At 32.9% G+C, this 24,337-nt stretch carries 23 protein-coding genes; 16 read left to right on the forward strand and 7 right to left on the reverse strand.

Features of this window, described 5'->3' with window-relative positions; genetic code table 11:
• The first annotated feature begins 156 nt into the window (after positions 1 to 156).
• The 5 genes from OZP10_RS07055 to OZP10_RS07075 all read left to right on the forward strand — a co-directional run bounded on the left by OZP10_RS07055 (position 157) and on the right by OZP10_RS07075 (position 3,559).
• Entirely contained in the window at positions 157 to 1,032 is an 876-nt protein-coding gene (locus OZP10_RS07055) for a cell division protein FtsX (protein WP_177211875.1), read from the forward strand.
• Between the two features lie 107 nt (positions 1,033 to 1,139).
• Positions 1,140 to 1,394: a DUF3098 domain-containing protein gene (locus OZP10_RS07060; protein WP_281634056.1), complete on the forward strand. Its 255-nt coding sequence runs from the start codon at positions 1,140 to 1,142 to the stop codon at positions 1,392 to 1,394.
• An 81-nt stretch (positions 1,395 to 1,475) separates the two neighbouring features.
• A complete protein-coding gene (locus OZP10_RS07065) occupies positions 1,476 to 2,285 on the forward strand; it encodes an undecaprenyl-diphosphate phosphatase (RefSeq protein ID WP_281634057.1) in 810 nt (269 codons plus the stop codon).
• 2 nt (positions 2,286 to 2,287) lie between these two features.
• Positions 2,288 to 2,986: a tRNA pseudouridine(55) synthase TruB gene (gene truB, locus OZP10_RS07070; RefSeq protein ID WP_281634058.1), complete on the forward strand. Its 699-nt coding sequence runs from the start codon at positions 2,288 to 2,290 to the stop codon at positions 2,984 to 2,986.
• A gap of 9 nt (positions 2,987 to 2,995) precedes the next feature.
• Positions 2,996 to 3,559 (forward strand): hypothetical protein, encoded by a 564-nt coding sequence (locus tag OZP10_RS07075; RefSeq protein WP_281634059.1) that lies wholly within the window; start codon positions 2,996 to 2,998, stop codon positions 3,557 to 3,559.
• Between the two features lie 346 nt (positions 3,560 to 3,905).
• Here the strand turns inward: OZP10_RS07075 and OZP10_RS07080 are convergent, their stop codons facing one another.
• Positions 3,906 to 4,523, reverse strand: coding sequence for a thioredoxin family protein (locus tag OZP10_RS07080; RefSeq protein WP_281634060.1), 618 nt, complete (start codon positions 4,521 to 4,523; stop codon positions 3,906 to 3,908).
• A 194-nt stretch (positions 4,524 to 4,717) separates the two neighbouring features.
• Between OZP10_RS07080 and pyrH the strand changes: the two genes are divergently transcribed.
• The 3 genes from pyrH (at position 4,718) to OZP10_RS07095 (ending at position 8,679) form a co-directional block, all read left to right on the forward strand.
• Positions 4,718 to 5,425, forward strand: a complete 708-nt coding sequence (pyrH, locus tag OZP10_RS07085) for a UMP kinase (protein ID WP_111425130.1) — start codon at positions 4,718 to 4,720, stop codon at positions 5,423 to 5,425.
• A 75-nt stretch (positions 5,426 to 5,500) separates the two neighbouring features.
• The gene (gene frr, locus OZP10_RS07090; protein WP_111425131.1) at positions 5,501 to 6,064 is read left to right on the forward strand and encodes a ribosome recycling factor; all 564 of its coding nucleotides are present in this window, start codon (positions 5,501 to 5,503) and stop codon (positions 6,062 to 6,064) included.
• A gap of 119 nt (positions 6,065 to 6,183) precedes the next feature.
• Positions 6,184 to 8,679: a DUF5686 family protein gene (locus OZP10_RS07095; protein ID WP_281634061.1), complete on the forward strand. Its 2,496-nt coding sequence runs from the start codon at positions 6,184 to 6,186 to the stop codon at positions 8,677 to 8,679.
• Between the two features lie 237 nt (positions 8,680 to 8,916).
• Here OZP10_RS07095 and OZP10_RS07100 read toward each other — a convergent pair whose 3' ends face one another.
• The 4 genes from OZP10_RS07100 to OZP10_RS07115 form a co-directional block, all read right to left on the reverse strand.
• Entirely contained in the window at positions 8,917 to 11,187 is a 2,271-nt protein-coding gene (locus OZP10_RS07100; RefSeq protein ID WP_281634062.1) for a cation:proton antiporter, read from the reverse strand.
• 113 nt (positions 11,188 to 11,300) lie between these two features.
• Complete coding sequence (locus OZP10_RS07105; RefSeq protein WP_281634063.1) at positions 11,301 to 12,020, reverse strand: LytR/AlgR family response regulator transcription factor; 720 nt, start codon at positions 12,018 to 12,020, stop codon at positions 11,301 to 11,303.
• Entirely contained in the window at positions 11,983 to 12,744 is a 762-nt protein-coding gene (locus tag OZP10_RS07110) for a sensor histidine kinase (protein ID WP_177211866.1), read from the reverse strand. Before OZP10_RS07110 ends, OZP10_RS07105 begins: the two co-directional genes overlap by 38 nt.
• 9 nt (positions 12,745 to 12,753) lie before the next feature.
• Positions 12,754 to 13,353, reverse strand: coding sequence for a hypothetical protein (locus OZP10_RS07115; protein WP_281634064.1), 600 nt, complete (start codon positions 13,351 to 13,353; stop codon positions 12,754 to 12,756).
• Positions 13,354 to 13,649: 296 nt separating this feature from the next.
• Between OZP10_RS07115 and OZP10_RS07120 the strand changes: the two genes are divergently transcribed.
• The 5 genes from OZP10_RS07120 to OZP10_RS07140 all read left to right on the forward strand — a co-directional run bounded on the left by OZP10_RS07120 (position 13,650) and on the right by OZP10_RS07140 (position 20,537).
• Positions 13,650 to 16,016: an efflux RND transporter permease subunit gene (locus OZP10_RS07120; protein WP_281634065.1), complete on the forward strand. Its 2,367-nt coding sequence runs from the start codon at positions 13,650 to 13,652 to the stop codon at positions 16,014 to 16,016.
• Positions 16,017 to 16,088: 72 nt separating this feature from the next.
• A complete protein-coding gene (locus OZP10_RS07125) occupies positions 16,089 to 16,733 on the forward strand; it encodes a hypothetical protein (protein WP_281634066.1) in 645 nt (214 codons plus the stop codon).
• Between the two features lie 224 nt (positions 16,734 to 16,957).
• Positions 16,958 to 18,403, forward strand: a complete 1,446-nt coding sequence (gene asnS, locus OZP10_RS07130; RefSeq protein WP_281634067.1) for an asparagine--tRNA ligase — start codon at positions 16,958 to 16,960, stop codon at positions 18,401 to 18,403.
• Between the two features lie 148 nt (positions 18,404 to 18,551).
• Positions 18,552 to 20,012, forward strand: a complete 1,461-nt coding sequence (gene rpoN / locus OZP10_RS07135; protein ID WP_177211862.1) for an RNA polymerase factor sigma-54 — start codon at positions 18,552 to 18,554, stop codon at positions 20,010 to 20,012.
• Between the two features lie 240 nt (positions 20,013 to 20,252).
• Positions 20,253 to 20,537, forward strand: a complete 285-nt coding sequence (locus OZP10_RS07140) for a hypothetical protein (RefSeq protein ID WP_281634068.1) — start codon at positions 20,253 to 20,255, stop codon at positions 20,535 to 20,537.
• A gap of 90 nt (positions 20,538 to 20,627) precedes the next feature.
• On the opposite strand, the gene OZP10_RS07145 is transcribed toward OZP10_RS07140, so the two are convergent.
• Entirely contained in the window at positions 20,628 to 21,065 is a 438-nt protein-coding gene (locus OZP10_RS07145; RefSeq protein ID WP_281634069.1) for a DUF8479 domain-containing protein, read from the reverse strand.
• Positions 21,066 to 21,093: 28 nt separating this feature from the next.
• A complete protein-coding gene (locus OZP10_RS07150) occupies positions 21,094 to 21,684 on the reverse strand; it encodes a thymidine kinase (protein ID WP_177212547.1) in 591 nt (196 codons plus the stop codon).
• Positions 21,685 to 21,919: 235 nt separating this feature from the next.
• On the opposite strand from OZP10_RS07150, the gene OZP10_RS07155 reads away from it, so the two are divergent.
• From OZP10_RS07155 to OZP10_RS07165, 3 genes are all read left to right on the forward strand, one after another.
• Positions 21,920 to 22,981, forward strand: coding sequence for a DUF8457 domain-containing protein (locus tag OZP10_RS07155; RefSeq protein ID WP_281634070.1), 1,062 nt, complete (start codon positions 21,920 to 21,922; stop codon positions 22,979 to 22,981).
• Between the two features lie 44 nt (positions 22,982 to 23,025).
• Positions 23,026 to 23,745 (forward strand): 16S rRNA (cytidine(1402)-2'-O)-methyltransferase, encoded by a 720-nt coding sequence (rsmI, locus tag OZP10_RS07160; protein ID WP_281634071.1) that lies wholly within the window; start codon positions 23,026 to 23,028, stop codon positions 23,743 to 23,745.
• A 99-nt stretch (positions 23,746 to 23,844) separates the two neighbouring features.
• Positions 23,845 to 24,189, forward strand: a complete 345-nt coding sequence (locus OZP10_RS07165; RefSeq protein ID WP_008465164.1) for a HopJ type III effector protein — start codon at positions 23,845 to 23,847, stop codon at positions 24,187 to 24,189.
• The last annotated feature ends 148 nt before the right edge of the window (positions 24,190 to 24,337 follow it).

A 24,337-nucleotide genomic window follows, 5' to 3' on the forward strand; every position in this document is an offset into this window, starting at 1 on the left:
TTTTTATTTGTGAACCTTGCGAAAAGCTTTGCGTACTTTGCGGTTAAATAAAAACTTTGATTCAAGATTTAAATCGTACTTTTAAGTATAAAAGTTTGTTATTAACTTTAAATAAAGAAATTCTTTATTATTTTTACCACATAATTTAAGCAAACTATGAGTTCTAACTTTGATAAATTTCAAAAACGCAGGTTAATTTCCTCTTATTTTTCGGTAGTTTTAAGTGTATTCTTGGTATTATTCCTTTTGGGTGTACTAGGATTATTCATTATTAATTCGAAACAGTTGGCAGACGATTTTAAAGAAAAAATCGCCATGACCGTTTTCTTCAAAAATGAAGCTAATGACAGTATTATCAAAGCATTCAACACTGAACTTAAAAGAGCGCCTTTTGCTAAATCTTTTGTTTATGTATCGAAAGAAAAAGCAGCAAAAGAACACACTGATATTATCGGAGAAGACTTTTTAACCTTTTTAGGAGAAAATCCGTTATTGAATTCATACGACATTCACTTAAAAGCAGATTATGTAGAAAGAGACAGTATCGTTAAGATTGAAAGTAACTTTCGCAAAAATGCTATGATTTCAGATATTGTTTACGACAAACAATTGGTAAATCTTGTAAATGACAACATCAGAAAAGTAAGTATGTGGATTTTGATTATTAGTGGTTTCTTGACAGTAATTGCAGTTTTATTAATCAATAGTTCATTGCGTTTGTCTATACATTCAAATCGTTTTATTATCAAAACTATGCAGATGGTTGGAGCTACAAAAGCATTTATCCGTAAGCCGTTTGTAATGCGAAGCGTAAAACTTGGAATGCTTGGAGCTGGTTTAGCCATTATTGCTTTAATCGCGCTTTTATTATATGTAGACACTAATTTCCCTGGTTTAGGAATTCTAGAAGACAAAGCTTTAACTGGTTTAGTTTTAGTTGCTGTTTTCGGATTAGGAGTTCTAATTACCTGGGTAAGCACACATTTTGCAACACAGCGTTTCTTGAATTTAAGAACTGACGATCTTTATTAATTTTTGATTTTAGATTGCAGACTTTAAATTTTAGATTACAATGCCTTCGCTTTTGCTCAGGCTACAAATAAACAAACTCAGCTTTGCTGGTTTAACAAAAGACAAATATGAAAAACAATAATAAAGAAGAACAACAAGTTCGAAAACAGGAATTCCTTTTTGACAGCATCAATTATAAGATTTTATTGATTGGTATTGCTGTAATTGCACTCGGATTTATTTTAATGTCTGGTGGAGGAAGTAAAGATCCAAATGTTTTTAACGAAGAAATTTTTAATTTTAGACGTATTCGTTTAGCACCGACAACTGTTTTAATCGGTTTTGGAATCACGATTTATTCTATATTCAAAAAATCTAAATAGAAAACTTCTTAAAACATATTAGATTGTAGAATAATCTTTTTAAAAATCTAAGAATCCTAATTGATATAAAAATCAAATTAAATGAATTACTTACAAGCAATTCTTATTGCAATTGTAGAAGGCTTAACAGAATACTTACCTGTTTCTTCTACTGCTCACATGATATTTACAAGTTCTTTTTTTGGAATTCAGGAAGATGATTTTGTTAAACTATTTCAAGTTTCAATTCAATTTGGAGCCATTTTAGCTGTTGTTGTTTTATACTGGAAAAAGTTTTTTGATTTCACTAAAATCAATTTCTACCTTAAATTAGCTTGCGCAGTTATTCCTGCATTGATTTTAGGAAAATTATTTGATGATAAGATTGATGCAATTTTAGGAAATCCGATCCCAATTGCTATTGTGTTAATCCTTGGCGGTGTAATTTTACTATTTATTGATAATTATTTTAAAAATCCAACAATTGTCAATGAAGAAGAAATTACAATAAAAAAAGCAGTTACTATCGGTTTTTGGCAATGTCTTGCAATGATGCCTGGAACAAGCCGTTCGGCAGCTTCTATAATTGGAGGTATGCAACAAGGCCTTACAAGACAAACTGCAGCTGAATTCTCTTTTTTCTTAGCGGTTCCAACTATGCTTGCCGTTACAACTTATTCCTTATTTCTAAAAACATATGAAGTTTCACAATTAAAAGGATACGAATTATTAACACAATCAAATGATAACCTTAAAATGTTCTTAATTGGAAACGTTGTAGCATTTATAGTTGCTATCATAGCTATAAAATTCTTCATCGGAATTATCAAAAAATTTGGTTTTAAACCTTGGGGCTATTATCGCATTATAGTTGGAATCCTTTTATTAGCTTATTTTTCTTTAAATAAATAGAATTGAAAACGGTCGAAGAATATTTAGAAGGACAAGTTTTATTGATTGATAAACCTTTAAAATGGAGTTCATTTCAAGCTGTCAATAAATTAAAATACCTTTTAATCAATAAAGTTGGACTTCCAAAGAAATTCAAAATTGGTCATGCAGGAACGTTAGATCCTTTAGCGACTGGTCTTTTATTGATCTGTACAGGGAAATTCACCAAAAGAATTTCAGAACTTCAAGGTCAGGCAAAAGAATATACAGGAACTTTTTATATTGGAGCCACTACTCCATCGTACGATTTAGAAACCGAAATCGATCAGAATTTTCCAACAGAACATATTAACGAAGCTTTGATTTATGAAACGGTAAAACAATTTTTGGGCGAAATCGACCAAAAACCGCCAATTTTTTCTGCTATTAAAAAAGATGGTGTTCGTTTATATGAACATGCTCGCGCAGGAGAATCTATTGAAATTGCAAGCAGAAAAACTACTATTCACGAATTTGAAATCACTAGAATTGCATTACCAGAAGTCGATTTTAGAGTAGTTTGTTCCAAAGGAACGTACATTCGTTCTTTGGCTTACGATTTTGGGAAAGCCATGAATTCTGGCTCGCATTTAACTGTTTTACGCCGAACTAAAATTGGTGATTACGATGTGAAAAATGCGATTGATATTACTTTGTTTGAAGAAGAACTCCTAAAAAAATAAAAACCTTGTATGAAGAGAATTTTACTGACTATTGCGTTTATTACCTTTTTTAATCCATTTATACATAGTCAGGCAACTAAATTCACATACGCACAATTTGACTTTGCTGTTTCTATAACTGGAAACCCTAATAACACAAACGATTATTACGACTCAGAATCAACATCCTCAAATGCTTTTCTTGTCCCAAATGGTTTAGGTTCAAAACTTGGCTATGGAGTTCATTATAAAAAATGGCTAACATTTGGTATTCACAGTGGTATTGACTGGAAATGGGATGATAAACTTGTTGCTGTTCCTGTGTTTTTAAATCTTGGTTTAAGTCCAAAAGTGGGACCAGAAACGCGAATTATGCTACAGGTTGGTTACGGAAAAGGGTTTGCCATAGGACGTGGCAATTTAAATGGAGAATACAAAAAATTAAAACTCGGAATTGGCTCAGACGATTTTATTCTTTTTGCAGAAATCTGTGATTACGATTTTCCGCTTCATAATCAAAAAAGCATTGGTATGATTTCTTTTGGAATAACTCTTCAGGATTTCTTTTATTACTCATCATCAGAAGCAGACTAAATATTTGATATAAAAAAAAGCACATTACTTATCTGAAAGTAATGTGCCAAGCTCCTAAAAATAAGTAATTTTATTCCATACTTATATTAGTTAATAGTGAGGCACATTCTTCCCTCCAAATAAAAATTTAGAAAAGAAATCATAAAATCTTTCGAATAACTTTTTCATAATAGTGTACTTTTTAATTGTTGAACATTAAATAAAACACCAATAAAAAGAGTAAATCTGAAAGCTATAATAGATGTGGGATTAGTTTTACTAAGTTACGAAATTTAAAACAGGATAAAAAGACTTTAAGATAATTTTATCAACCAACTAACCTGTTTATCAACATATTAAACAAAATCTACAAACGGTTATATTTAATATTCTCCATAATTTCGACTAATTCTTCTTGTGTTGAGATTCCTTTGTCTGCCAAATACCATAATTGCAGATCCGTTTTTATTTTTTCGTCAATAGCACCAACTTCTCTTTTATGCTTCGCCATTAATTCAGTTGCTCCTTTTGGTCTTGGTCCCCAATCGGCGCGTACAATTCCGGCTTCTTTGCAAATAATAATCACTTTTGGAATTGCTCTTCCGCCATTGGTAAGATAGTGACTCATCAAATCATCGTTTTCATCACGAAATGCAATTCTCAGATCGATCTTTTTATGAGAAACCAAAGCCATTTTATTTAAAATTGGAAGAATTTGAGCTGCATCTCCGCACCAGCCTTCAGAAAGCACTAGCCAGATATAGTGATTGTCTAAGTTTTGAAGTTTTTCAGCAATAGCATCAGAAACTGTTATCGTTTTTTCCAGCCTATTCATTCTGGCCTCGTTCAATTTGGTGTAATTGGTCAAACTTTCAGATTGTTCGTTTCCCGTTGATTTTCCTTCAATCAATAAATCGGTTACTATTTTTCTGTATTCAGCATAAGAATGACTATTGAATAATGCTTTGGCTACGACGCTTTTCATATTTGTTTCATTTTTAGGATACAATAAAAATACAAATTTTAGGAAGACGGAGAAAATGACATTTGTCACATTTCAAATTAAATAACTGTGAAGCCTTTGTATACTTAAAATTGCAGCGCGAATTAATTTTTTGCAAACATTATTTTTAAAAATCAGAATATGTCTATATTTGCACAAATTAACGCAACACACACATGAAATATAAAAGAATTCTTCTTAAACTTAGCGGCGAAGCCTTAATGGGTGATTTACAATACGGTATTGACCCGAAAAGATTAGGCGAATATGCAGATGAAATCAAGCAGATTCACGACAAAGGAGTAGAAATTGCTATTGTTATTGGAGGAGGAAATATTTTTAGAGGCGTTGCCGGAGCAAGCTCAGGAATGGACAGAGTGCAAGGAGATTATATGGGAATGCTTGCAACTGTTATTAACGGAATGGCTTTGCAGGGCGCTCTTGAAGATAAAGGAATGAAAACGCGTCTGCAGACGGCTTTGAAAATGGAATCTATTGCAGAACCATACATTAAGAGAAGAGCTGACCGTCACCTTGAAAAAGGCAGAATTGTAATTTTTGGAGCTGGAACCGGAAATCCATATTTTACAACTGATACAGCTGCTGTTTTAAGAGGTATTGAAATTAATGCGGATGTTATCTTAAAAGGAACTCGCGTTGATGGTGTTTATGACTCTGATCCAGAAAAAAATGCTTCTGCTGTAAAATTTGATTTTATCTCATTTGACGACGTACTCAAAAAAGGATTAAATGTAATGGACACTACTGCATTTACCTTAAGCCAAGAAAACAAATTGCCAATCGTTGTTTTTGATATGAATAAAATCGGAAACCTTTTGAAAATCTGCGAAGGCGAAAATATCGGAACTGTAGTAAATATATAGTCATCAGTAACAGTTTTACAGTCGCGCAAGACTTTAACTGAAAACTGAGAATGAAAACTGAAAACTAAAGAAAAAATGACTGAAGAAATAGACTTTATTTTAGAAAGTACTGAGGAATCAATGAATGGTACTATTGCACACTTAGAGAAAGAATTTCTTAATATTCGTGCAGGAAAAGCTTCTCCAGCTATGCTTGGAGGTGTTTTTGTAGATTATTACGGATCTGCAACACCGCTTTCTCAAGTATCTAAAATTAGTGTTCCAGATGCTAGAACAATTACATTACAGCCATTTGAAAAAAATATGCTGCAAGCAATTGAAAAAGCAATCTTAATCGCTAACATTGGTTTCAACCCAATGAATAATGGAGATATGGTAATCATTAGCGTACCGCCATTAACAGAAGAGCGTCGTCGTGATTTGGCTAAACAAGCAAAATCTGAAGCTGAAGATGCTAAAATTGGTATTCGTAACTCTCGTAAAGATGCTAATACTGATATCAAAAAATTAGAAAAAGAAGGAACTTCAGAAGACATCTGTAAATCGGCAGAAGAAGAAGTTCAGAACTTAACAAACGCTTATATTAAAAAAATTGATGAGTTATTGGCTGCAAAAGAAGCCGAAATCATGAAAGTATAAGTAAGATTTGGTTATAAAATAAAAATCCGTTTGGTTTATTGTACCAGACGGATTTTTTTATTGCTATTTTTGCATACGAAAATTAATTTCTTTTCGTTTTTGAAACTATATCATTCTGTATGAAGCTATTTTGTTTTTTGACTTTGTTTTTTACGCTTACCCTTCAGGCGCAAATTCAAATAAACGGAATCGTAACCGATTCAAACAACAAACCACTTCCGTTTGCCACCATTACCACTTCAGAAAACAATAACACAATTACAGATGTTGACGGTAAGTTTATTTTCAAAATTAGCAACTCAGCCACATCGCTTACTGTTTCTTATATAGGTTTTAAGTCAAAAACCATTGCTTTAATCAACAGCAAAACTTTTTATTCAATCTCACTTTTGCAACAAACCGATGATTTAAAAGAAGTTGTTGTTTCTAATGAAAACCCGGCTCTAACGATAATAAAAAAAGTTATTGCCAATAAAGCTACAAATGATCCTCAGAAAAAGCTCAATAATTTTGAATATAAAACCTATAACAAACTTATTGTAACCGCAAATCCAGATTCGATTGACGGCCGTATTGATACTTCGGCGGCGTACAAAGATTTAAATAAAAAAATCATCAATATCGATTCTTCCGATTATAAATTTAAAGAAATTGTAAGCAAGCAGCATTTGTTTCAGACGGAGAAAGTTTCGCAATATCAATTCGGAAATAACAAATTGAAGGAAACTGTTTTAGGAACAAAAATAGCTGGTTTCAAACAGCCTATTTATGAAGTTCTGGCTTTCAACCTTCAATCTATTTCAATTTACGATTCGAAGTACGAATTATTTGAAACTAAATATGAAAATCCGATTTCGAAAAATGCTCCTTCAAGCTACACTTACAAACTCTTAGACACTGTTAGTATACGAGGCCGCGATACGTACATGATTTATTTCAAAAACAAATCAAAACACAGAGCTTCAGGATTAGAAGGGGTTTTATATATTGATAAAGAAAATTACGCTGTCGCGAAAGCGGTAATGCGCGTTAAAGGCGTTTTAGACATTAGCGGTATTCATGAATTTGAATATATTCCGAAAGAGAAAATCTGGTTTCAGAGCAATACCACTTTTAAAATCGTAAAAGGAAAAAATGATGACGATATTCGAATTTTAGGAGGTACTATTCAATTTGACGGAGATGTTGAAGAGAACTTAGAGCGCAGAAAAAAAGTGGCTTCCGATTTTACTTATCTGCTTTCAGAGAGCAATAGTTTTGACATTCGCGTGAATACCGACGCTCCGATAAAAAACCCTTCGCTTTACATCGAAATAAAAGACGATGCGGCCAAAAAGCCCGAAAGTTTCTGGGAAGCTTACCGAAAGGAAAATCTTGACTTAAAAAGCCAGAAAACCTATTTATTACTAGACAGTCTTTCTGTTCGAAATAGGATTGAAAAACGTTTAGGGATTGGACGAAAAATCATTAACGGTTTTTACCCAATTGCCCCAGTCGATTTAGATTTAAAAAAGATTATAAGCTACAACAATTATGAAGGTTTTCGTCTTGGTATAGGCGGGATTACAAATGACCGTTTGTCTAAATATTTCCGTGTTGAAGGCTATGGTGCTTACGGAACAAAAGATGGTGTTTTTAAATATAGCGTCGGTGGTGGCGTTTTGTTAGACAAACACACCAACACTTGGCTTAATGGTTATTATGCCGACGATGTTCGAGAGATAGCAAGTACCGTTTTTAGCGTTGATAAACGCGTTTTTAAAATTTACGATCCGCGTCCAATCAACATTAGTACTTTTTACGAATATGTGGGATGGCGTGCAAATGTTCAAACCAAATTTATTCCGAAAACAGAGGCTGTTTTAGAACTTTCGCGAAATTATATCGAACCAAAATTTGACTATCTCTATAATCTAAACGGAAAACTGTATTCTAATTATATTATGACCACAGCAATGCTTTCTATTGTCTGGGCACCTTTTAGTAATTATATGCAAACTCCGACGGGAAGAAACGAAAGCGATAAAAAATTTCCGAGGTTTACTTTTCAATATACTCAATCTTTGCCAAATGTTTTTGAAAATGATTTTACTTTTAGCAAAATAGATTTTAAAGCCGAATACGAAAAACAATACTTAAACCGCCAGAAAACAGGTTTGCTTTTACAAGCTGGTTTGGCAATGGGAGATGTTCCTATAACGCATTTGTACAACACTGCTCCGAATAACTTAACAAAAGAAACGGTTGTTCAGCGTATCACTTTTGCAGGACGAAATGCTTTTGAAACCATGTATTTTAATGAATTCTTTTCAAGCCAATATCTGATGTTTCAAATTAAACATGGTTTTGACCGACTTACAATTTTAAGAAAAGTAAGACCATCTCTAGTTTTAGTTACGAGAATGGCTTGGGGAAGTATGGAAAAACCAGAACAGCATGTTGGTCCAGCTTACAAAACTTTGGATAAAGGTTATTTTGAATCAGGAATCGAATTGAACAAAATCTTTAAAGGTTTTGGTTTAGGCGGATTTTATAGATACGGTCCAAACCAATTATTGAGATTTGAAGATAATATTGCGGTTAAGATTTCTTATGTTCTTGATCTTGGGCTTTAATTTTTAAATTCTTTTTTTCGCCACGAATTCACAAATTTATGTACGTAAACTTTGCGAAAATTTTACCGATGAATTTCACAAATTTCCGCTAGTAATCTGCTCAAGTTTGTGCAATTTATCGACAAGTATGTCGTAAAGAAATTCATTAAAATTCGTGAATTCGTGGCTAAAAAAAATCCCAAAGCCCAATAAGTAAAATTGGAATTTGGGATTTTAAAATTTTGAAAATTCAAAAGTTTACGGCTTCAGGATCAAAACTGATGGAGAATTATTTAACCAAATACTTTGAGATTCTATTAGTTTTTTCCAGCTTTCCAGACTGATAATCATCAAATCTTGGCTTTCTAAAAACTCTTTTTTCAAGGTTCTGTCATTCATAATCATGATGTGATTTGGGGCAATCTGTTCAATGGAACGAATGGTTTCTTGAATTTCTCTTGTATTTTTCACTTCTCCACCAGCATCTAAAACTGTAATTTGGGAACCGTTATTATTGATTAATTTTTTAGCATATTCAATCAAAAAGGCATCTTCTTTATTAAAAACAGGCATCAGAACCTGATTCACTTCTTCCAGGTCTTTATCAATAAAAATTCCGACCGGCATTTTAGACTTTGCAATAATATGACGTGTTCTTTCATCAAAAGGAGAATTCTCAAACAATCCTTCTTTTCCTGTAAACTTATCAATCAAACGATCTGGATTTACAATTCGGGTCGTAAAACCAAGGATCTTCCCAAGTAAAGTTCCGTCAAAAATAGACTGTCCTAAACCAACCAGCAATAAATCGTATTCACCTTGATTAGCCGTATCAATAATATCTGAATCAATATCATTAGAAACTTTAAACAAACTCACCACATTCTGATTTAGACGATTTGATTCTTCGATAATCGGAACCAGCATTTTGCGTTCGTGTTCTTTAACATCAAAAGAATGCACTTCGGTACTTAAAGACACATGCATCGCTGCTACAACAGAATTATCTCCTTGTTTTTTAACCAAACTATTAGCAATCTGAAGTAGTTTTTTACCTCTTTCTGGAGTAGCAAATGAAAGCAGGATTTTGTATTTACTCTTAGTTCCAATTTCTTCTGGAACAGCAGTAACTTTATCTTTAAAAATAAATTCGATAAGATCTAATGCTGGACCAGTCATAAAAGTAGTCAGCAACGCCATAATTACCATCATGGTAAAAATTTCTGCAGACAACACGCCAAGGTCGTAACCGATATTTAAAACTACCAGTTCCATTAAACCTCTTGTATTCATCAAGGCACCAATTGCTAAACTGTCTTTCCAGTTTTGTCCCATAAATTTTGCCGCCAAAGCACTTCCGAAGAATTTACCAACTACAGCAACCAAAATAATCAAACCTGTAATTTTCCATAATTCAGGATCGTTCAATAATCCAATTTGTGTACGCAAACCTGTAAACACAAAAAACAAAGGCAATAAAACAATGATTGAAACATCTTCTACTTTCTCAATAAATATGTTTCTGAATTTATTGTTTTCTGGCATAATTGCTCCAGCCAAGAAAGCACCAAACAAAGCATGGATTCCGATTAATTCTGAAGCATAAGCAGAAATTAAAAGCGTAATAAAGAAAATAGCAACAACTGGTTTATTTAAACTTTCACGCGTTGCATTTAAATCCCCTACTCTTTTTAAGAACGGACGAACAATTTTTAACATGATGATCACATATAAAATCGCCATTCCGATTACATATAATGAACTTGAAAGCGAACCTGCTTTTACAATTGCAATAACAACTGCCAAAATACACCAAGCTGTAATATCGTCTGCAGCGGCACAAGTGATTGCAATGGTTCCTAATTTGGTTTTCTGCATGCCTCGTTCTTGGACAATTCTAGCCAAAACAGGAAAAGCTGTAATACTCATCGCGATACCCATAAACAATCCGAAAGATGAAAATTCGACTCCCTGAGGCGCAAAAGTTTCATATATAAAATAAGCCAATGACAACCCTAAAGCAAACGGAATGACAATACTAGCGTGACTGATAACAACCGCATCGTGTGCTTTATTTTTCAAGACTTTCAGATCCAATTCCATTCCGATAACAAACATGAAAAGAATTAAACCGATTTGGCTTAAAAACTGTAAATTTCCTAAAGACTCTTTTGGAAATAAAGCGGCCGAAAACTCCGGAAAATACATTCCGACCAAAGATGGTCCTAAAACAATTCCGGCAATCATTTCGCCAATTACAGAAGGTTGTCCGATTTTTCTAAAAAACCAGCCAAACAAACGTGCCACTAAAATTATAGTAATAATCTGCGCCAATAAAATGGCCAAAGGATGCTGTAAATTATCGACCATCGAATGCAGAAAATCTTTCCAATGATTACTTTCGACGCTTTTCTTTACAATATGACGTCCTGCTTCTAATGAGACGCCTTTTGAAATTACCCAATATATCAGGGCGGTAAAACCACCAATAATTGTTACGTAGAATAGAGAGTTCTTAATCTTATTCATAACTCGTTCTTTAAATTTATTGCAGCAAATATCAGAACTGAGTTTTAAGTGAAAAAGCAAATTTCCTGCTAATTTTCAATGTATGTAACAAGTCGGAAAAACTTTGTAATAAGTTATAATTTTACTTTTTTCAAAAAATCAGAACGATAGGTTTCACTTAAAATTAAGGCTGTATTTTTATTGTTTTCTTCCAAATGATGAAGCACAATCTCATTATGATTGAAGAATTTGATGGCTTTTACAGCTACAATTTCTTTTTTATTGATTCGACAGAAATCGGCATCTGGCAATTCATTTAAAAGCGTATCGAATTTTACATTTTTCAAATTCAGAAAACTTCCATCAGCAAGCAGAACCGTTTTGTCTCGGCTATCGCTCAAAGCTGTTTTTATATATTGAATTTTATTAAAATACAGCAGCGTTTTTCCTTTGTCGGTATTGAGCTGAATAAACTTTTTTGAATTATCTGATTTATCGAAACGTTCCAGCGCTTTTGAAACTGCTTTTTGAAGCCGTTCTAATCTTACAGGTTTGGTGATATAATCTACAGCATCAATATTAAAAGCATCAGCTGCATATTCTTTATACGCGGTACAAAAAATGACCAATTTATGATCTAGCAGTTCTGCCAAATGAAGACCGTCCATTCCTGGCATTTCGATATCCGAAATCAAAAGATCAAAATCCAGTTCTGGAATATCAGATAATAGTTTTTGCGGATTATTAAATGTTTTTACAATTTCCAATTCTGGAATTTGCTCGCAAAGCATTTTCAAATAAGTCAATCCTGGAATCTCATCGTCCAGAAGCAAGCATTTCAGTTTTGTATTCAAGTAAATCTATTTTTAGATGAGCAATGTAGACATCATTTTCTACAAACTTATCGAGTTTGAAATTATTCTTATAAATAATACGAAGGCGGTGTTCAAGAGTCGCATGGCCAAAACCGCTTCGTTCTTTTTTCAGTACTTTTTTATCGGAGATTTTATTAGAAACCGTCATAAAAAAAGCATTGTTTTTAAATTCAAAAACTACCGAAATAAAAGCATCTGCACTTTGAAGATCAGCATGTTTAAAAGCATTTTCAATTAAATCAATCGAAATTAAAGGCGCCAACAAAGGTTGATCATACAATTTATCTTCCTCATTAATGTTGGTTTTAACCTTAAGTTCAAAAAGCGGACTGATTTTAATTTTGTTGATTTCGATTAAATTCAACGCAAAATCAATTTCCTCTTTGGCCGTTACAAACTTCTTTTTGCTTTCGTACAAAATATAATCCAAAACATTAGCCAGTTTATCCAGAGCGAAATAAGTCTGATACGCGTGCGACTGAATCGAATTCAGGATATTCTTAAACAAATGCGGATTCAGTTTCGATTCTAAATTTTCCAATTGTAAATCGTTCACTTTTACTTCCAACGCATAAAAGCTTTTTTCGGCATCTTCTTTTGCTTTTTTGGCCTGCATCAATTGATAGACCATAAAACAAATAATGACGATCAAAAGCAATAGAATTGCCAGAAAAATAAAAGTTGTTGTATTGTTTTGCTGCATTGTTAAAAATTAAAAAAATGATTTGATTTCCCTAACATCATTTGATTTGAATAATCCATACAAAGTATCTAACTCGATTTCGGTTATTAACCTTTTATCAACTACTAATATTGCTCGAGCAAATGCTTCGTCACCAATAAAAACAAAATCCTTACTAACTTTATAATTTGAAAATTTTATCCAATTTATTCTCATGTAAAGATCATAGCTTTTATATTCAACACAATCTTTATCAAACTGAATTGCGTAATCATTTCCTGTTTCTAAAAATCTTTTAGCAATTTCCGCAGACTTTCTAAAAGAATTTCTCTTTGTTATAAAATGAAGTCGGAATAAAAAAAGTACAACTACAAACATTACGACACCTATAGATTCAGCAATATGCCGATTTGAATAGCTATTAAATGTAAGTATCTGAACATTTGACTCAGAATGAACAGACTCTCCTTTAGAAAATTCTTTAGAATGCAAAGCACCATAAACGGATAAAAAAACACTGAATACAAGCAAAATAGCAAGAACTATTATCCTCTTTCTTGATGTTATTTTCCAGAAAGCGCTGTTCGCTTCTAGGGTACTCTCATACGCATTTGAACATTTTATTTCCATATGAAACTTAAATTAGTAATCAGCAACAAGTTTGAATCAAAATTAATTAAACCCAAAAATGACAGGTTGACTATTCACAAAAAAACTTGTTGTTACATTTTACGAATAGTTGATTTATTCTTTCCTTGTTTAAATTACTTGCAAATATGAGAAAAGCTAACGATTAAACAGTAAAAAACAGAAAATCGTCACAATTAAAAAACGTGCAAATTTGTGTTAACATTATATAAAATACAATCGATTGTTTATGATTTTGAGGCATTTTCACTACATTTGCATCCATTTTTAAAGATTTTATGAAAAACACTGTCCAAGTTGGATTTTGGGAAAAACTTGCCCGAATCATACTTAAAAACCGAATTACGATTCTGGTTATACTTTCTGCTTTAACTATTTTCTTTGGTTATCAGTGGAAGAATCTTTCTATGACTTACACCGAGGCAAACCTGCTTCCGAAAGATCATGTTGCAAATAAAGATTATCAAAAATTCTTAGACAAATTTGGCGAAGAAGGAAACTTAATTGTTATTGGTTTTAAAGATCCTAAATTCTTTACACCAAAAAATTATGCGGCCTGGACCGAATTGATGAATGGTTTGAAAAAAGCCAAAGAAGTTGATTTGGTAATTTCTTTGAATGATTTAAAGAAACTTGAAAAAGATACGGTAAACCAAAAGTTTGTTCTAGCACCATTTATTGATGAAAGCAAGGTGCTTGACGCCAATTATTTAAAAAGCGTCCAATACGATTTATTTCACAACCTTCCTTTTTACGAAGGATTGCTGTTTAACAAAGAAAGCGGAAGCGTTCGATCTGCGATTTACATGAACAAAGCGTTGGTAAATACGGCAGAAAGAAAGACTTTTATCTTAAATGATTTAGTTCCTAAAATCGATAAATTTGAAAAAACAACCGGAATCGATCTTAAAGTTTCTGGAATGCCATACATCAGAACGATTAACGCGGACAACATGAAAGGCGAAATCGGACTTTTCATTGGAGCGTCTTTATTGACCGTTTCTTTGATTTTCTTTTTCTTCTTCCGTTCGTTCAGAGCTACGTTTATTTCAATCTGTATTTTAATTGTCGGAGTAACTTGGTCGTTTGGAACACTTGGATTATTTGGTTATAAAATCACGATTTTAACAGCAATTATTCCGCCTCTAATTATCGTAATCGGAATTACAAACTGTATTTTCCTGATCAACAAATATCAGCAGGAAATCAAAATACACAACAATCAGGCAAAAGCTTTACAGCGTGTTATTTCAAAAATTGGGCATTCGACTTTTATGACCAACTTAACGGCTGCAATTGGTTTTGCAACCTTAATGATTACAGGAAACGAACTGCTTTTTGAGTTTGGATTAGTAACTTCTATCAACGTGATTTCTGTTTATACTTTGACACTTTTTATCGTGCCAATTATTTACAGTTTTATGCCATTGCCAAAAGAGAAACATTTATATCACTTAGACAAAACTTACATTTCAACACTTTTAAATACAGTTACAAATATCGTTAAAGGCAAAAAGACAATTGTTTATTGCATTTACGCTGTTCTGTTTCTTGTGAGTTTGAATGGAGTTAGACAAATGAAAGTTTCTGGAAGTTTGATTGGCGAAATGCCAAAAAGCGCTTCTTTCTTTAAGGATATTTTATTTTACGAAAAAGAGTTCAACGGTGTAATGCCTCTTGAAATTATGATTGACACCAAAAAGAAAAAAGGTGTTATGAAGCCATCGACAATTCGTAAAATGGACGAATTGCAAAATACCATTTCTGAAATTCCAGAATTGGCAAAACCTGTTTCGGTTGTAAACTTGGTTAAATATGCAAAACAGGCTTTCTACAACGGAAACCCTGAATATTACCAATTGCCAACTTCTCAGGAACAGACTTTTATTTTGGGTTATGCTAAAAATGCAACCAAAAACAGTAAAGAAAACTTAATGAAAGCGTATGTTGATTCGACTGGACAATATGCCAGAATCACTACTTTCATGAAAGATATTGGAACAGATGAAATGGCAAAAGTAGAAGGAAAACTTCGCAAAAAAATTGACGAAATTTTCCCGAAAGACCGTTATGAAGTTACGATTACAGGAAAAGCATTGGTTTTCCAGAAAGGAACAACTTATTTGGCGCATAACTTAATTGAATCATTATTGTTTGCGATTTTAACTATTGCAATCTTGATGCTGTATTTATTCCGTTCGTTCAAAATGGTAGCAGCTTCTTTGATTACAAATATTTTACCGCTTTGCATCACTTCGGGATTAATGGGTTATTTCGGAATTCCGTTAAAACCTTCGACGATTTTGGTATTCAGTATCGCTTTCGGAATCTCGGTTGATAATGCCATTCAGTTTATGGCGAAATACAAAGATGAATTGACTCAAAATAAAGGAAAAGTAAAAAAATCTGTTTTCAGCGCTTTAAGAGAAACTGGAGTAAGTACATTCTACACTTCTATCGTTTTGATCTTAGGTTTTGCAACTTTCACATTATCAAGCTTCAGCGGAACAATCGCTTTAGGAGGATTAATTTCTTGTACTTTGGTTTTTGCAATGTTTGCTAATTTGGTTGTTTTACCATCGCTAGTTTTAACTTTCGAGAAAAAGAAAACTAAGAAAGAGGAATTGGAGAATTTGGAGAAATAATTTTTTATTTGCCACAAATTTCACGAAGTGGCACGAATTAAATTATTTGATTAGAGCATTGCGAAACATTTTATGAAGAACATTTTTTTTTATTTCATATTACTAAATTCTTTCACCTTTTTTGGTCAGACTAAAATTGATGAAAACATTTTAATAACCTTTCCAAGCAAACCGGAAATCTTTGAAATAAACGAACAAAGCGTTAAAGGAAAAGTCTATTATGTAAATTCTAAAGAAGATTCTTTTTTCGTAATGAGATTAAATGTAATTCCTAATGATACACTAAGTGAAGAAAGCCCTAAAGATCTAAATGAATTAAAAAGAAATTACAAGATTAAAATAGCCAAGCAAATTAAAAGCATGGCAAAAAAAGGTTTATTTCTCAAAGATTCGTCCGAAATAAAAATTAATAGTTTTTTTGCTTACAAATTAAATTTCAAAGGAAATAATTCTGACGACGAAATAGGAGAAAGCCGAATTTTATTTTTAAATGGAACAACTTATATTTTTATTTATTCAAAAGTTGGCGATTATAGTAAAATAAAAAAAGAGCATTTTTTTGAATCTATAAAAATTAATGATCCTGAAAATTCAAAACAAACTAGCGAGCCGTATAATTATTTTACTGCAATTTTATCGATTTTAGGTTCCGTTATTTTTCTCTATCTGATCACTAAATTTCAAAAAAACGAGAAAAAGCAAAACTTAATACGATAAAATAATTTCTAGTGCAATTCCTCGTTCCTCGGAATGACAAAAAAGATAAATAGGTTCACATAAAACCAAATGCCCTAGCCCCGATCGTAGCGGCATCCTTTCTATTTTTCCTTTAAAAATAGAAAGATATAGCGAAGAGCGGGAAACAGCTTCAAAAATTAATTATTATCGATTATATTTGCAGTTGTTCAAAATGAATATTATTTAATATCAATTATATAAAAATGAGACACACAAAGGTTAAAGACTTATTAAACAGTACGACGACGCTACAGGAAGTGAATGCAAAAGGATGGGTGAGAACTTTTAGAAATAATCAGTTCATCGCGCTAAATGACGGTTCTACAATTAATAATATTCAATGTGTTGTTGACTTTGAAAATACACCAGAAGAGACTTTAAAAAGAATCACTACTGGAGCAGCAGTTTCTGTAATTGGAACTTTGGTTGAAAGTAAAGGTGCAGGTCAGAAATATGAAATTCAAGTAAACAAACTTGAAATCCTTGGAGATTCTGATGCGGAGAAATTCCCAATGCAGCCTAAAAAACACTCTTTAGAATTTTTACGTGAAAACGCTCACTTGCGTGTACGTACAAATGCTTTTGGCGCGATTATGCGTGTGCGTTCGGTTTTATCTTATGCGGTTCACAGCTATTTTCAGCAAAAAGGTTTCGTATATGTAAACACGCCAATTATTACTGGAGCTGACGCTGAAGGTGCTGGAGAAATGTTCCAAGTTACTTCTTTGCCATTGGATAATCTTCCAAAAAATGAAGAAGGAAACATTGATTTCAAAAAAGATTTCTTTGGAAAACATACAAACTTGACGGTTTCTGGACAATTAGAAGGTGAAACTTTCGCTATGGCCTTGGGTCAAATTTATACTTTTGGACCAACGTTTAGAGCAGAAAACTCAAACACTTCTCGTCACTTGGCAGAATTCTGGATGATCGAACCTGAAGTTGCTTTCAACGACTTGGATGATAACATGGATTTAGCTGAAGATTTTATTCAGTATGTAATCAAATATGCTTTAGAAAACTGTAAAGACGATTTAGCATTCTTAGAAGGAAGACTTTTAGAAGAAGAAAAATCAAAACCACAGGCTGAAAGAAGCGAAATGGCTTTGTTAGAGAAATTGAACTTCGTATTGGAGAACAACTTCAAACGTGTTTCTTATACAGAAGCAATTGATATTTTAAGAGATTCAACTCCAAATAAAAAGAAGAAATTCCAATATTTAATCAACGAATGGGGAGCTGATTTACAATCAGAACACGAGCGTTTCTTGGTTGAAAAACACTTTAAATGTCCAGTAATTTTATACGATTACCCAGCAAACATTAAAGCGTTTTACATGCGTTTGAACGATAACACAGAGCCAGGAAGAGAAACTGTTCGTGCAATGGATATCCTTTTCCCTGGAATTGGAGAAATTGTTGGTGGTTCTGAAAGAGAAGAGCGTTACGACGTTCTAGTTGAGAAAATGGAAAAACTAGGAATTGATAAAGAAGAATTATACTGGTACTTAGACACTAGAAGATTTGGATCGGCAACTCACGCAGGTTTCGGTTTAGGATTTGAGCGTTTAGTATTGTTTGTTACAGGAATGACAAACATTAGAGACGTAATTCCTTTCCCAAGGACTCCTGGAAGCGCTGAGTTTTAATCGATTTAGTTTAAAAAAGTTTCAGGTTTCAGGTTTCAAGTTATTGGAACATGAATTAAAATAATAAAATTTGTTTCAGGTTTCAGGTTTCAAGTTGCAGCACGTTCTCAACCTGAAACTTGAAACTTTAAACTTTTAACAAAATCAAATGCTAAAGCAATTTTTAAATTTAAAATTATCCCAAAAATTATCTCCACAGCAAATTCAGCTGATGAAGTTAATTCAATTGCCTACGCAAGCTTTTGAACAGCGTTTATTAGAAGAAATGAACGAAAATCCAGCTCTTGAAGCTGGAAAAGAAGACGATTACGAAGCTGATGAATACGCTAATGAAGACTACGACGATTATGATGATGCAGAATCTGACAGAATCGAAGCAGACGACATTAATATTGACGAATATCTAAGCGACGATGATACACCTGATTACAAAACTCAGGTAAACAATTACAGCGACGACGAAGAACGCGAAACTCCTTTTGCGGCTCCAATAAGTTTCCATCAGGACTTAATCAATCAGCTGAATACTTTTATTTTGAACGATGAAGAGCGCGAAATCGCTGAATTTCTTGTTGGAAGTATCGATGATATGGGTTATATCCGAAGAAGTATACCGGACATTGTAGACGATATGGCTTTTACTCAGGGAATTTATACTGACGAAGCAATGGTTGAAAAAATGTTGACGGTAATTCATGAATTGGAACCTTCGGGAGTCGGCGCACGTGATTTACAAGAATGTTTACTGCTTCAACTAAAACATAAAACACCAACTGAATATGTTGATTTAGCCATTGACATTATAGAAAATCAGTTTGATGCTTTTACAAAGAAACATTACGATAAGCTTTTACAGAAATACAGCGTTTCTAATGAACAGCTTAAAAAAGCAATTCATGAAATTGAAAGATTAAACCCAAAACCGGGTGGTTCTTTTGCAGGAAACAATAAAGTTACAGAAAACATTGTTCCCGATTTTGCCATCAGAATTGTTGACGGTGAACTGGAGCTAACTTTAAACGGAAGAAATGCTCCTTCCCTACACGTTTCTAAGGATTATCAAGAAATGATGCAGACGTACAAAGAATCTCGTGATAAATCGAGTGCGCAGAAAGATGCCGTTCAGTTCATCAAACAAAAACTAGATTCTGCTAAATGGTTTATTGATGCGATTAGACAACGTCAGGAAACGCTTTTTGTAACAATGAATGCGATTATGCATTATCAGGAAGAGTATTTTTTAGATGGCGACGAAACCAAACTAAAACCAATGATCTTAAAAGATATTGCTGATATGGTTGGTTTGGATATTTCGACGATTTCACGTGTAGCGAACAGTAAATACGTAGAAACACCATACGGAACTAAATTGATTAAAGAATTCTTCTCTGAAGCCATGAAAAATGATCAAGGAGAAGACGTTTCGACTTTAGAAATTAAAAAGATTCTTCAAAATACGATTGAAGAAGAAGATAAGAGAAAACCACTTCCAGACGATCAATTGGCAGAAATCTTAAAAGAAAAAGGATATCCGATCGCAAGAAGAACTATTGCAAAATATCGCGAACAACTAGATATTCCGGTTGCAAGAATGAGAAAGAAGATTTAAGATTTCTTTTAATTCTTATAAGAAAAAATATAAGTTCATTTAAATAGTAAACCCGACAGGTTTTAAAACCTGTCGGGTTTTGTTTTATAAAAATTTTAATAATTTAAGATACTAATCTTTTTTATGATTCAGCGAAATCGTAATCTGATTAACATAAATAATTTTCAACTTTGATTATCCTCGTACTTACTTCAAAAACAACAAACTGATTTTTATTATATTGCAATTAAAAAACAGAAAATGAAAATTTCAAAAAAAGTCAATTCATATCTATTACATTTACTCTACTTGTTCATGTACTTTGCCGTTTGTTTATGCATTACTATTATTTTTGACCTATATTCATCAAATACAAAAAGAATTGAAATTACGCCCGGTTATTTATTAGGATGCACACCTCTTCCAATTATCTATTGGATTATTTATACAGCATCGGGAACATTATCCAAAAAATTCAATTTGATTTATGATAAAAATGAAGAAGAAAAATTACTAAAAAACAATTCAACAACAACTGTTGAATAAAATACTCAAACAACTCTTTCTTCAATTCTTATAAAAAACAAACCCGACAGGCTCCAAAAACCTGTCGGGTTTACCAACATATAAGTTTAATTATTTATACTGATCAGGCAGTATTTTTATCGTAAATAAATACACTTTCTTTTTATCACTATAACTATAATTCAGTGTATAATCGTTTTCTCTAAAGACCTGCAGTCCAGGATTTGCCTTTGCAGTGCTTAAAAGACTTTTTCTAATTTCTTCCTGAATTACATTAATCTCCGCAGTTTCTTTAGCCACTTTCATCAAGGTTAAATTATACTGAACGGTTCTTTCTTGCGGCAATGTGACACTGTCTAAACGAATTCCTTCCTGAATATTTAACGGACAGCTTTTATTATATTTTTCAACCAATTCTGTTATTTCAGTACTAACCTCATCAGCTTTTTCCGAAAGGAAGAACTGAAAATATGCCGCAACAGCCAAAGCAATTCCAATAATAACTAATAATAAAATGTTCTCTTTTTTCGTTTTTTGTTTTTCTTGCATCGCTTTTAAAATTGAAATAAAAATAAGATTATTTTTCCTCGTTTTTCTTCATTGCATTAAAATACGCTGCACGGCTAAGTGGTTCGTATTCTTCTGTTTCCCCAAGCATCACCAATTTATCGTTATCGGTTTTTCTAAAACTATAATTTGCTAAGTTTCCAGTTCTGGTGCAAACTGCATGAACTTTAGTAACATATTCTGCCGTTGCCATCAAACCTGGCATTGGCCCAAACGGATTTCCTTTAAAATCCATATCTAATCCTGCCACAATGACACGAATTCCTTGATTCGCCAAATCGTTACAAACGGTAATAATTTCGTCATCAAAAAACTGAGCTTCATCAATACCAATCACATCACAGCCTTGCGCCAAAATCAAAATATTGGCAGCTGCAGGCACTGGAGTTGAGCGTATTTCGTTGGCATCGTGAGACACGACCATTTCGTCATGATAACGAGTATCAATAGCGGGTTTAAAGATTTCGACTCTTTGTTTGGCAAATTGGGCGCGTTTTAATCTTCGGATTAACTCTTCGGTTTTACCCGAAAACATTGATCCACAAATAACTTCAATCCAACCAAATTGTTCTTTGTGATTTACTGTATTTTCGAGAAACATTTTGTATTTTTCTACCTTTAAAAATGAATAGTTTTTATTACTTTGTACTGGCAATAAATTAATGTAAAAATGTACTGTTTTACATTTTTTCAAAAGTAGAAAATTTTTACCAAACCTTAGATTCGCGAAAGCGTATTAACAGAAATTAAAAATTATCTTTTGAATTTCCTTGAGAATAGAGACATTCAGACATTAAATACACAAAAATACCTTATTCACTATAATTTCAACAGTTATGAAAAAAAAATTGGAAGCTGATTTAATCAGCATTGCACATCGAATTTTAAAACTTAAAAACAAATCCGATATCAATCAATTGTATCTTGAAACTCAGAAATTATATGAGAAATTAGCGGTATTAAAATTTGTCGAAGAGAATTTCGACGCAGTAAAACCAACAATTGGGCAAAATGATATTGTTTCTGAATTGGAAACAATTTTTGAAAAAGAAGAGGCAATTCCAGCTATAATTGAACTTGAAGCTCCAGCTGAAGAAAAAGTTATTGCACTTGAAGAGTCTTACGAACCTGAAATTGAAGAAGAAAAACCAGCAGAAGTTGTTGAAACTGCTGAACCAATTACTGAATCTGAAGAAACAGTAATCGAAGAAACTGTTGAACCAATCATTGCTGAAGTTGAAGAACCAATTATTGAAGAAACTGTAGAACCAATTGCTGAGAAAATAATTGAATCTGAGAAGGAAGAACAAGTTCAAAACCCTGTTGAAGAACTTTCTTTTACAACTGTTAATGAATCAAAACCAATTCCAGATTTCAAACCTGCTTTCGAATTAGAAACAGAACCAATAAAAGAAGAAATCAAGGAAGAAATTAAAGAAGAGCCAAAAGCTGCGAGTTCTACACAACCAACAATTTTATTTGAAGATTTTGGAATAAATTATGCCGATGCACAATTTGTAAAAGTAGAAAGTTTTGAAGCTGTTCCTCCAGTTAAAGCTCCTTCTATTAACGATTTCAAAGAAGAAAAAAAGGAAGAGAAAAAAGTAGAAACAGCTATTCTTGATACTCCTGTTCAGCCAAAGGCTGTAAGTTTAAATGAAAAACTGGCAAGAGGTTTTCATATCGATTTAAACGATAGAATTGCTTTCACTAAAAATCTTTTCGGAAACAGCACAGAAGATTACAGCCGTGTTTTAAACCAATTAATGACTTTTGATTCTTATAGCGAGGCAAAAGATTTTATCGAAGACATGGTAAAACCAGACTATAATAATTGGGAAGGAAAAGACGATTACGCGGAACGCTTTATGGGAATTATCGAGAAAAAATTCTCTTAAAGACTTTTCATATCTCACATTTTACATTTCACGAATAAACAATTATGTCAAAATTATATATCGTTCCAACGCCAATTGGCAATCTTGAAGACATGACTTTTAGAGCCATTCGGGTTTTGAAAGAAGTCGATTTGATTTTGGCGGAAGACACACGCACAAGCGGAAAACTCCTAAAGCATTTTGAGATTGGCACGCACATGCACAGCCATCATATGCATAACGAGCACAAAACCACCGAAAATTTAATTGCACGTTTGAAAGCCGGCGAAACTATCGCTTTGATTTCAGATGCCGGAACTCCCGCAATTTCAGATCCAGGATTTTTATTAACTCGCGCTTGTGTAGAAAATAAAATCGAAGTAGAATGTCTTCCAGGTGCAACTGCTTTTGTTCCGGCATTGGTAAACAGCGGACTTCCAAATGACAAATTTGTTTTTGAAGGTTTCTTGCCTGATAAAAAAGGACGTCAAACTCGATTTTTGGCTTTAGCCGAAGAAACCCGAACAATGATTTTATACGTTTCTCCGCATAAACTCGTTAAGACTTTAGCAGAATTCGTGCAATATTTTGGAGAGGATAGACAAGTTTGCGTTTCGAGAGAATTATCAAAATTACATGAAGAAAATGTACGCGGAACGGCAAAAGAAATTTTAGCACATTTCGAAAAAACAGCACCGCGTGGCGAAATCGTAGTTGTCGTTGCTGGAAAAACAATAACCAAAGAACCTAAGAAAAGTAAGTTTTCTAAGGATGATGAAGAATAAATAATTATTTCAGCCACAGATTAAAATGATTCTCACAGATTATTTTAAAAATCCTTTTTAATCCTTTTAATCTGTGGCAAAAAAAATCAAATCATAATCATGAGCATTCAAGCCTTTTTAGAAAAAGTAAAACAAACTCCAACACAAATCACATTTCCAGAAACTATTGCAGTAATTGAAGAAAATTACAACTTTACTCCAACTGCTTTTCAAAACGGAACACAACATAACGCTGCAGGCGAAAATTCAGGTTCTTGTAAATTGTTTTCTTTCGCAAAACTGCAAAATTTAAGCAAAGAAGAAACTTTAGCTTGTTTTGGCGCTTTTTATTTTGAAGAAGTTTTAGGAGATCCAAACGGAACAAATCACCAAAACATTAGAAATTTCATCAACTTAGGTTGGGACGGAATTCAGTTTGAAGGTAATGCTTTAGAAGCAAAATAGCATTGTCAGGCTGAGCGAAGTCGAAGCCCTTCTAAATACAAGATATTTTGCCACAGATTAAAATGATTAACACAGATTAAAAAATCATTATAATCCTTTTAATCTGTGGCAAAAAAAATTACAATCAGATTAAACGATTTCACAAATC

This window comes from Flavobacterium luteolum (assembly GCF_027111275.1).
Taxonomy (GTDB): Bacteria; Bacteroidota; Bacteroidia; order Flavobacteriales; family Flavobacteriaceae; genus Flavobacterium; species Flavobacterium luteolum.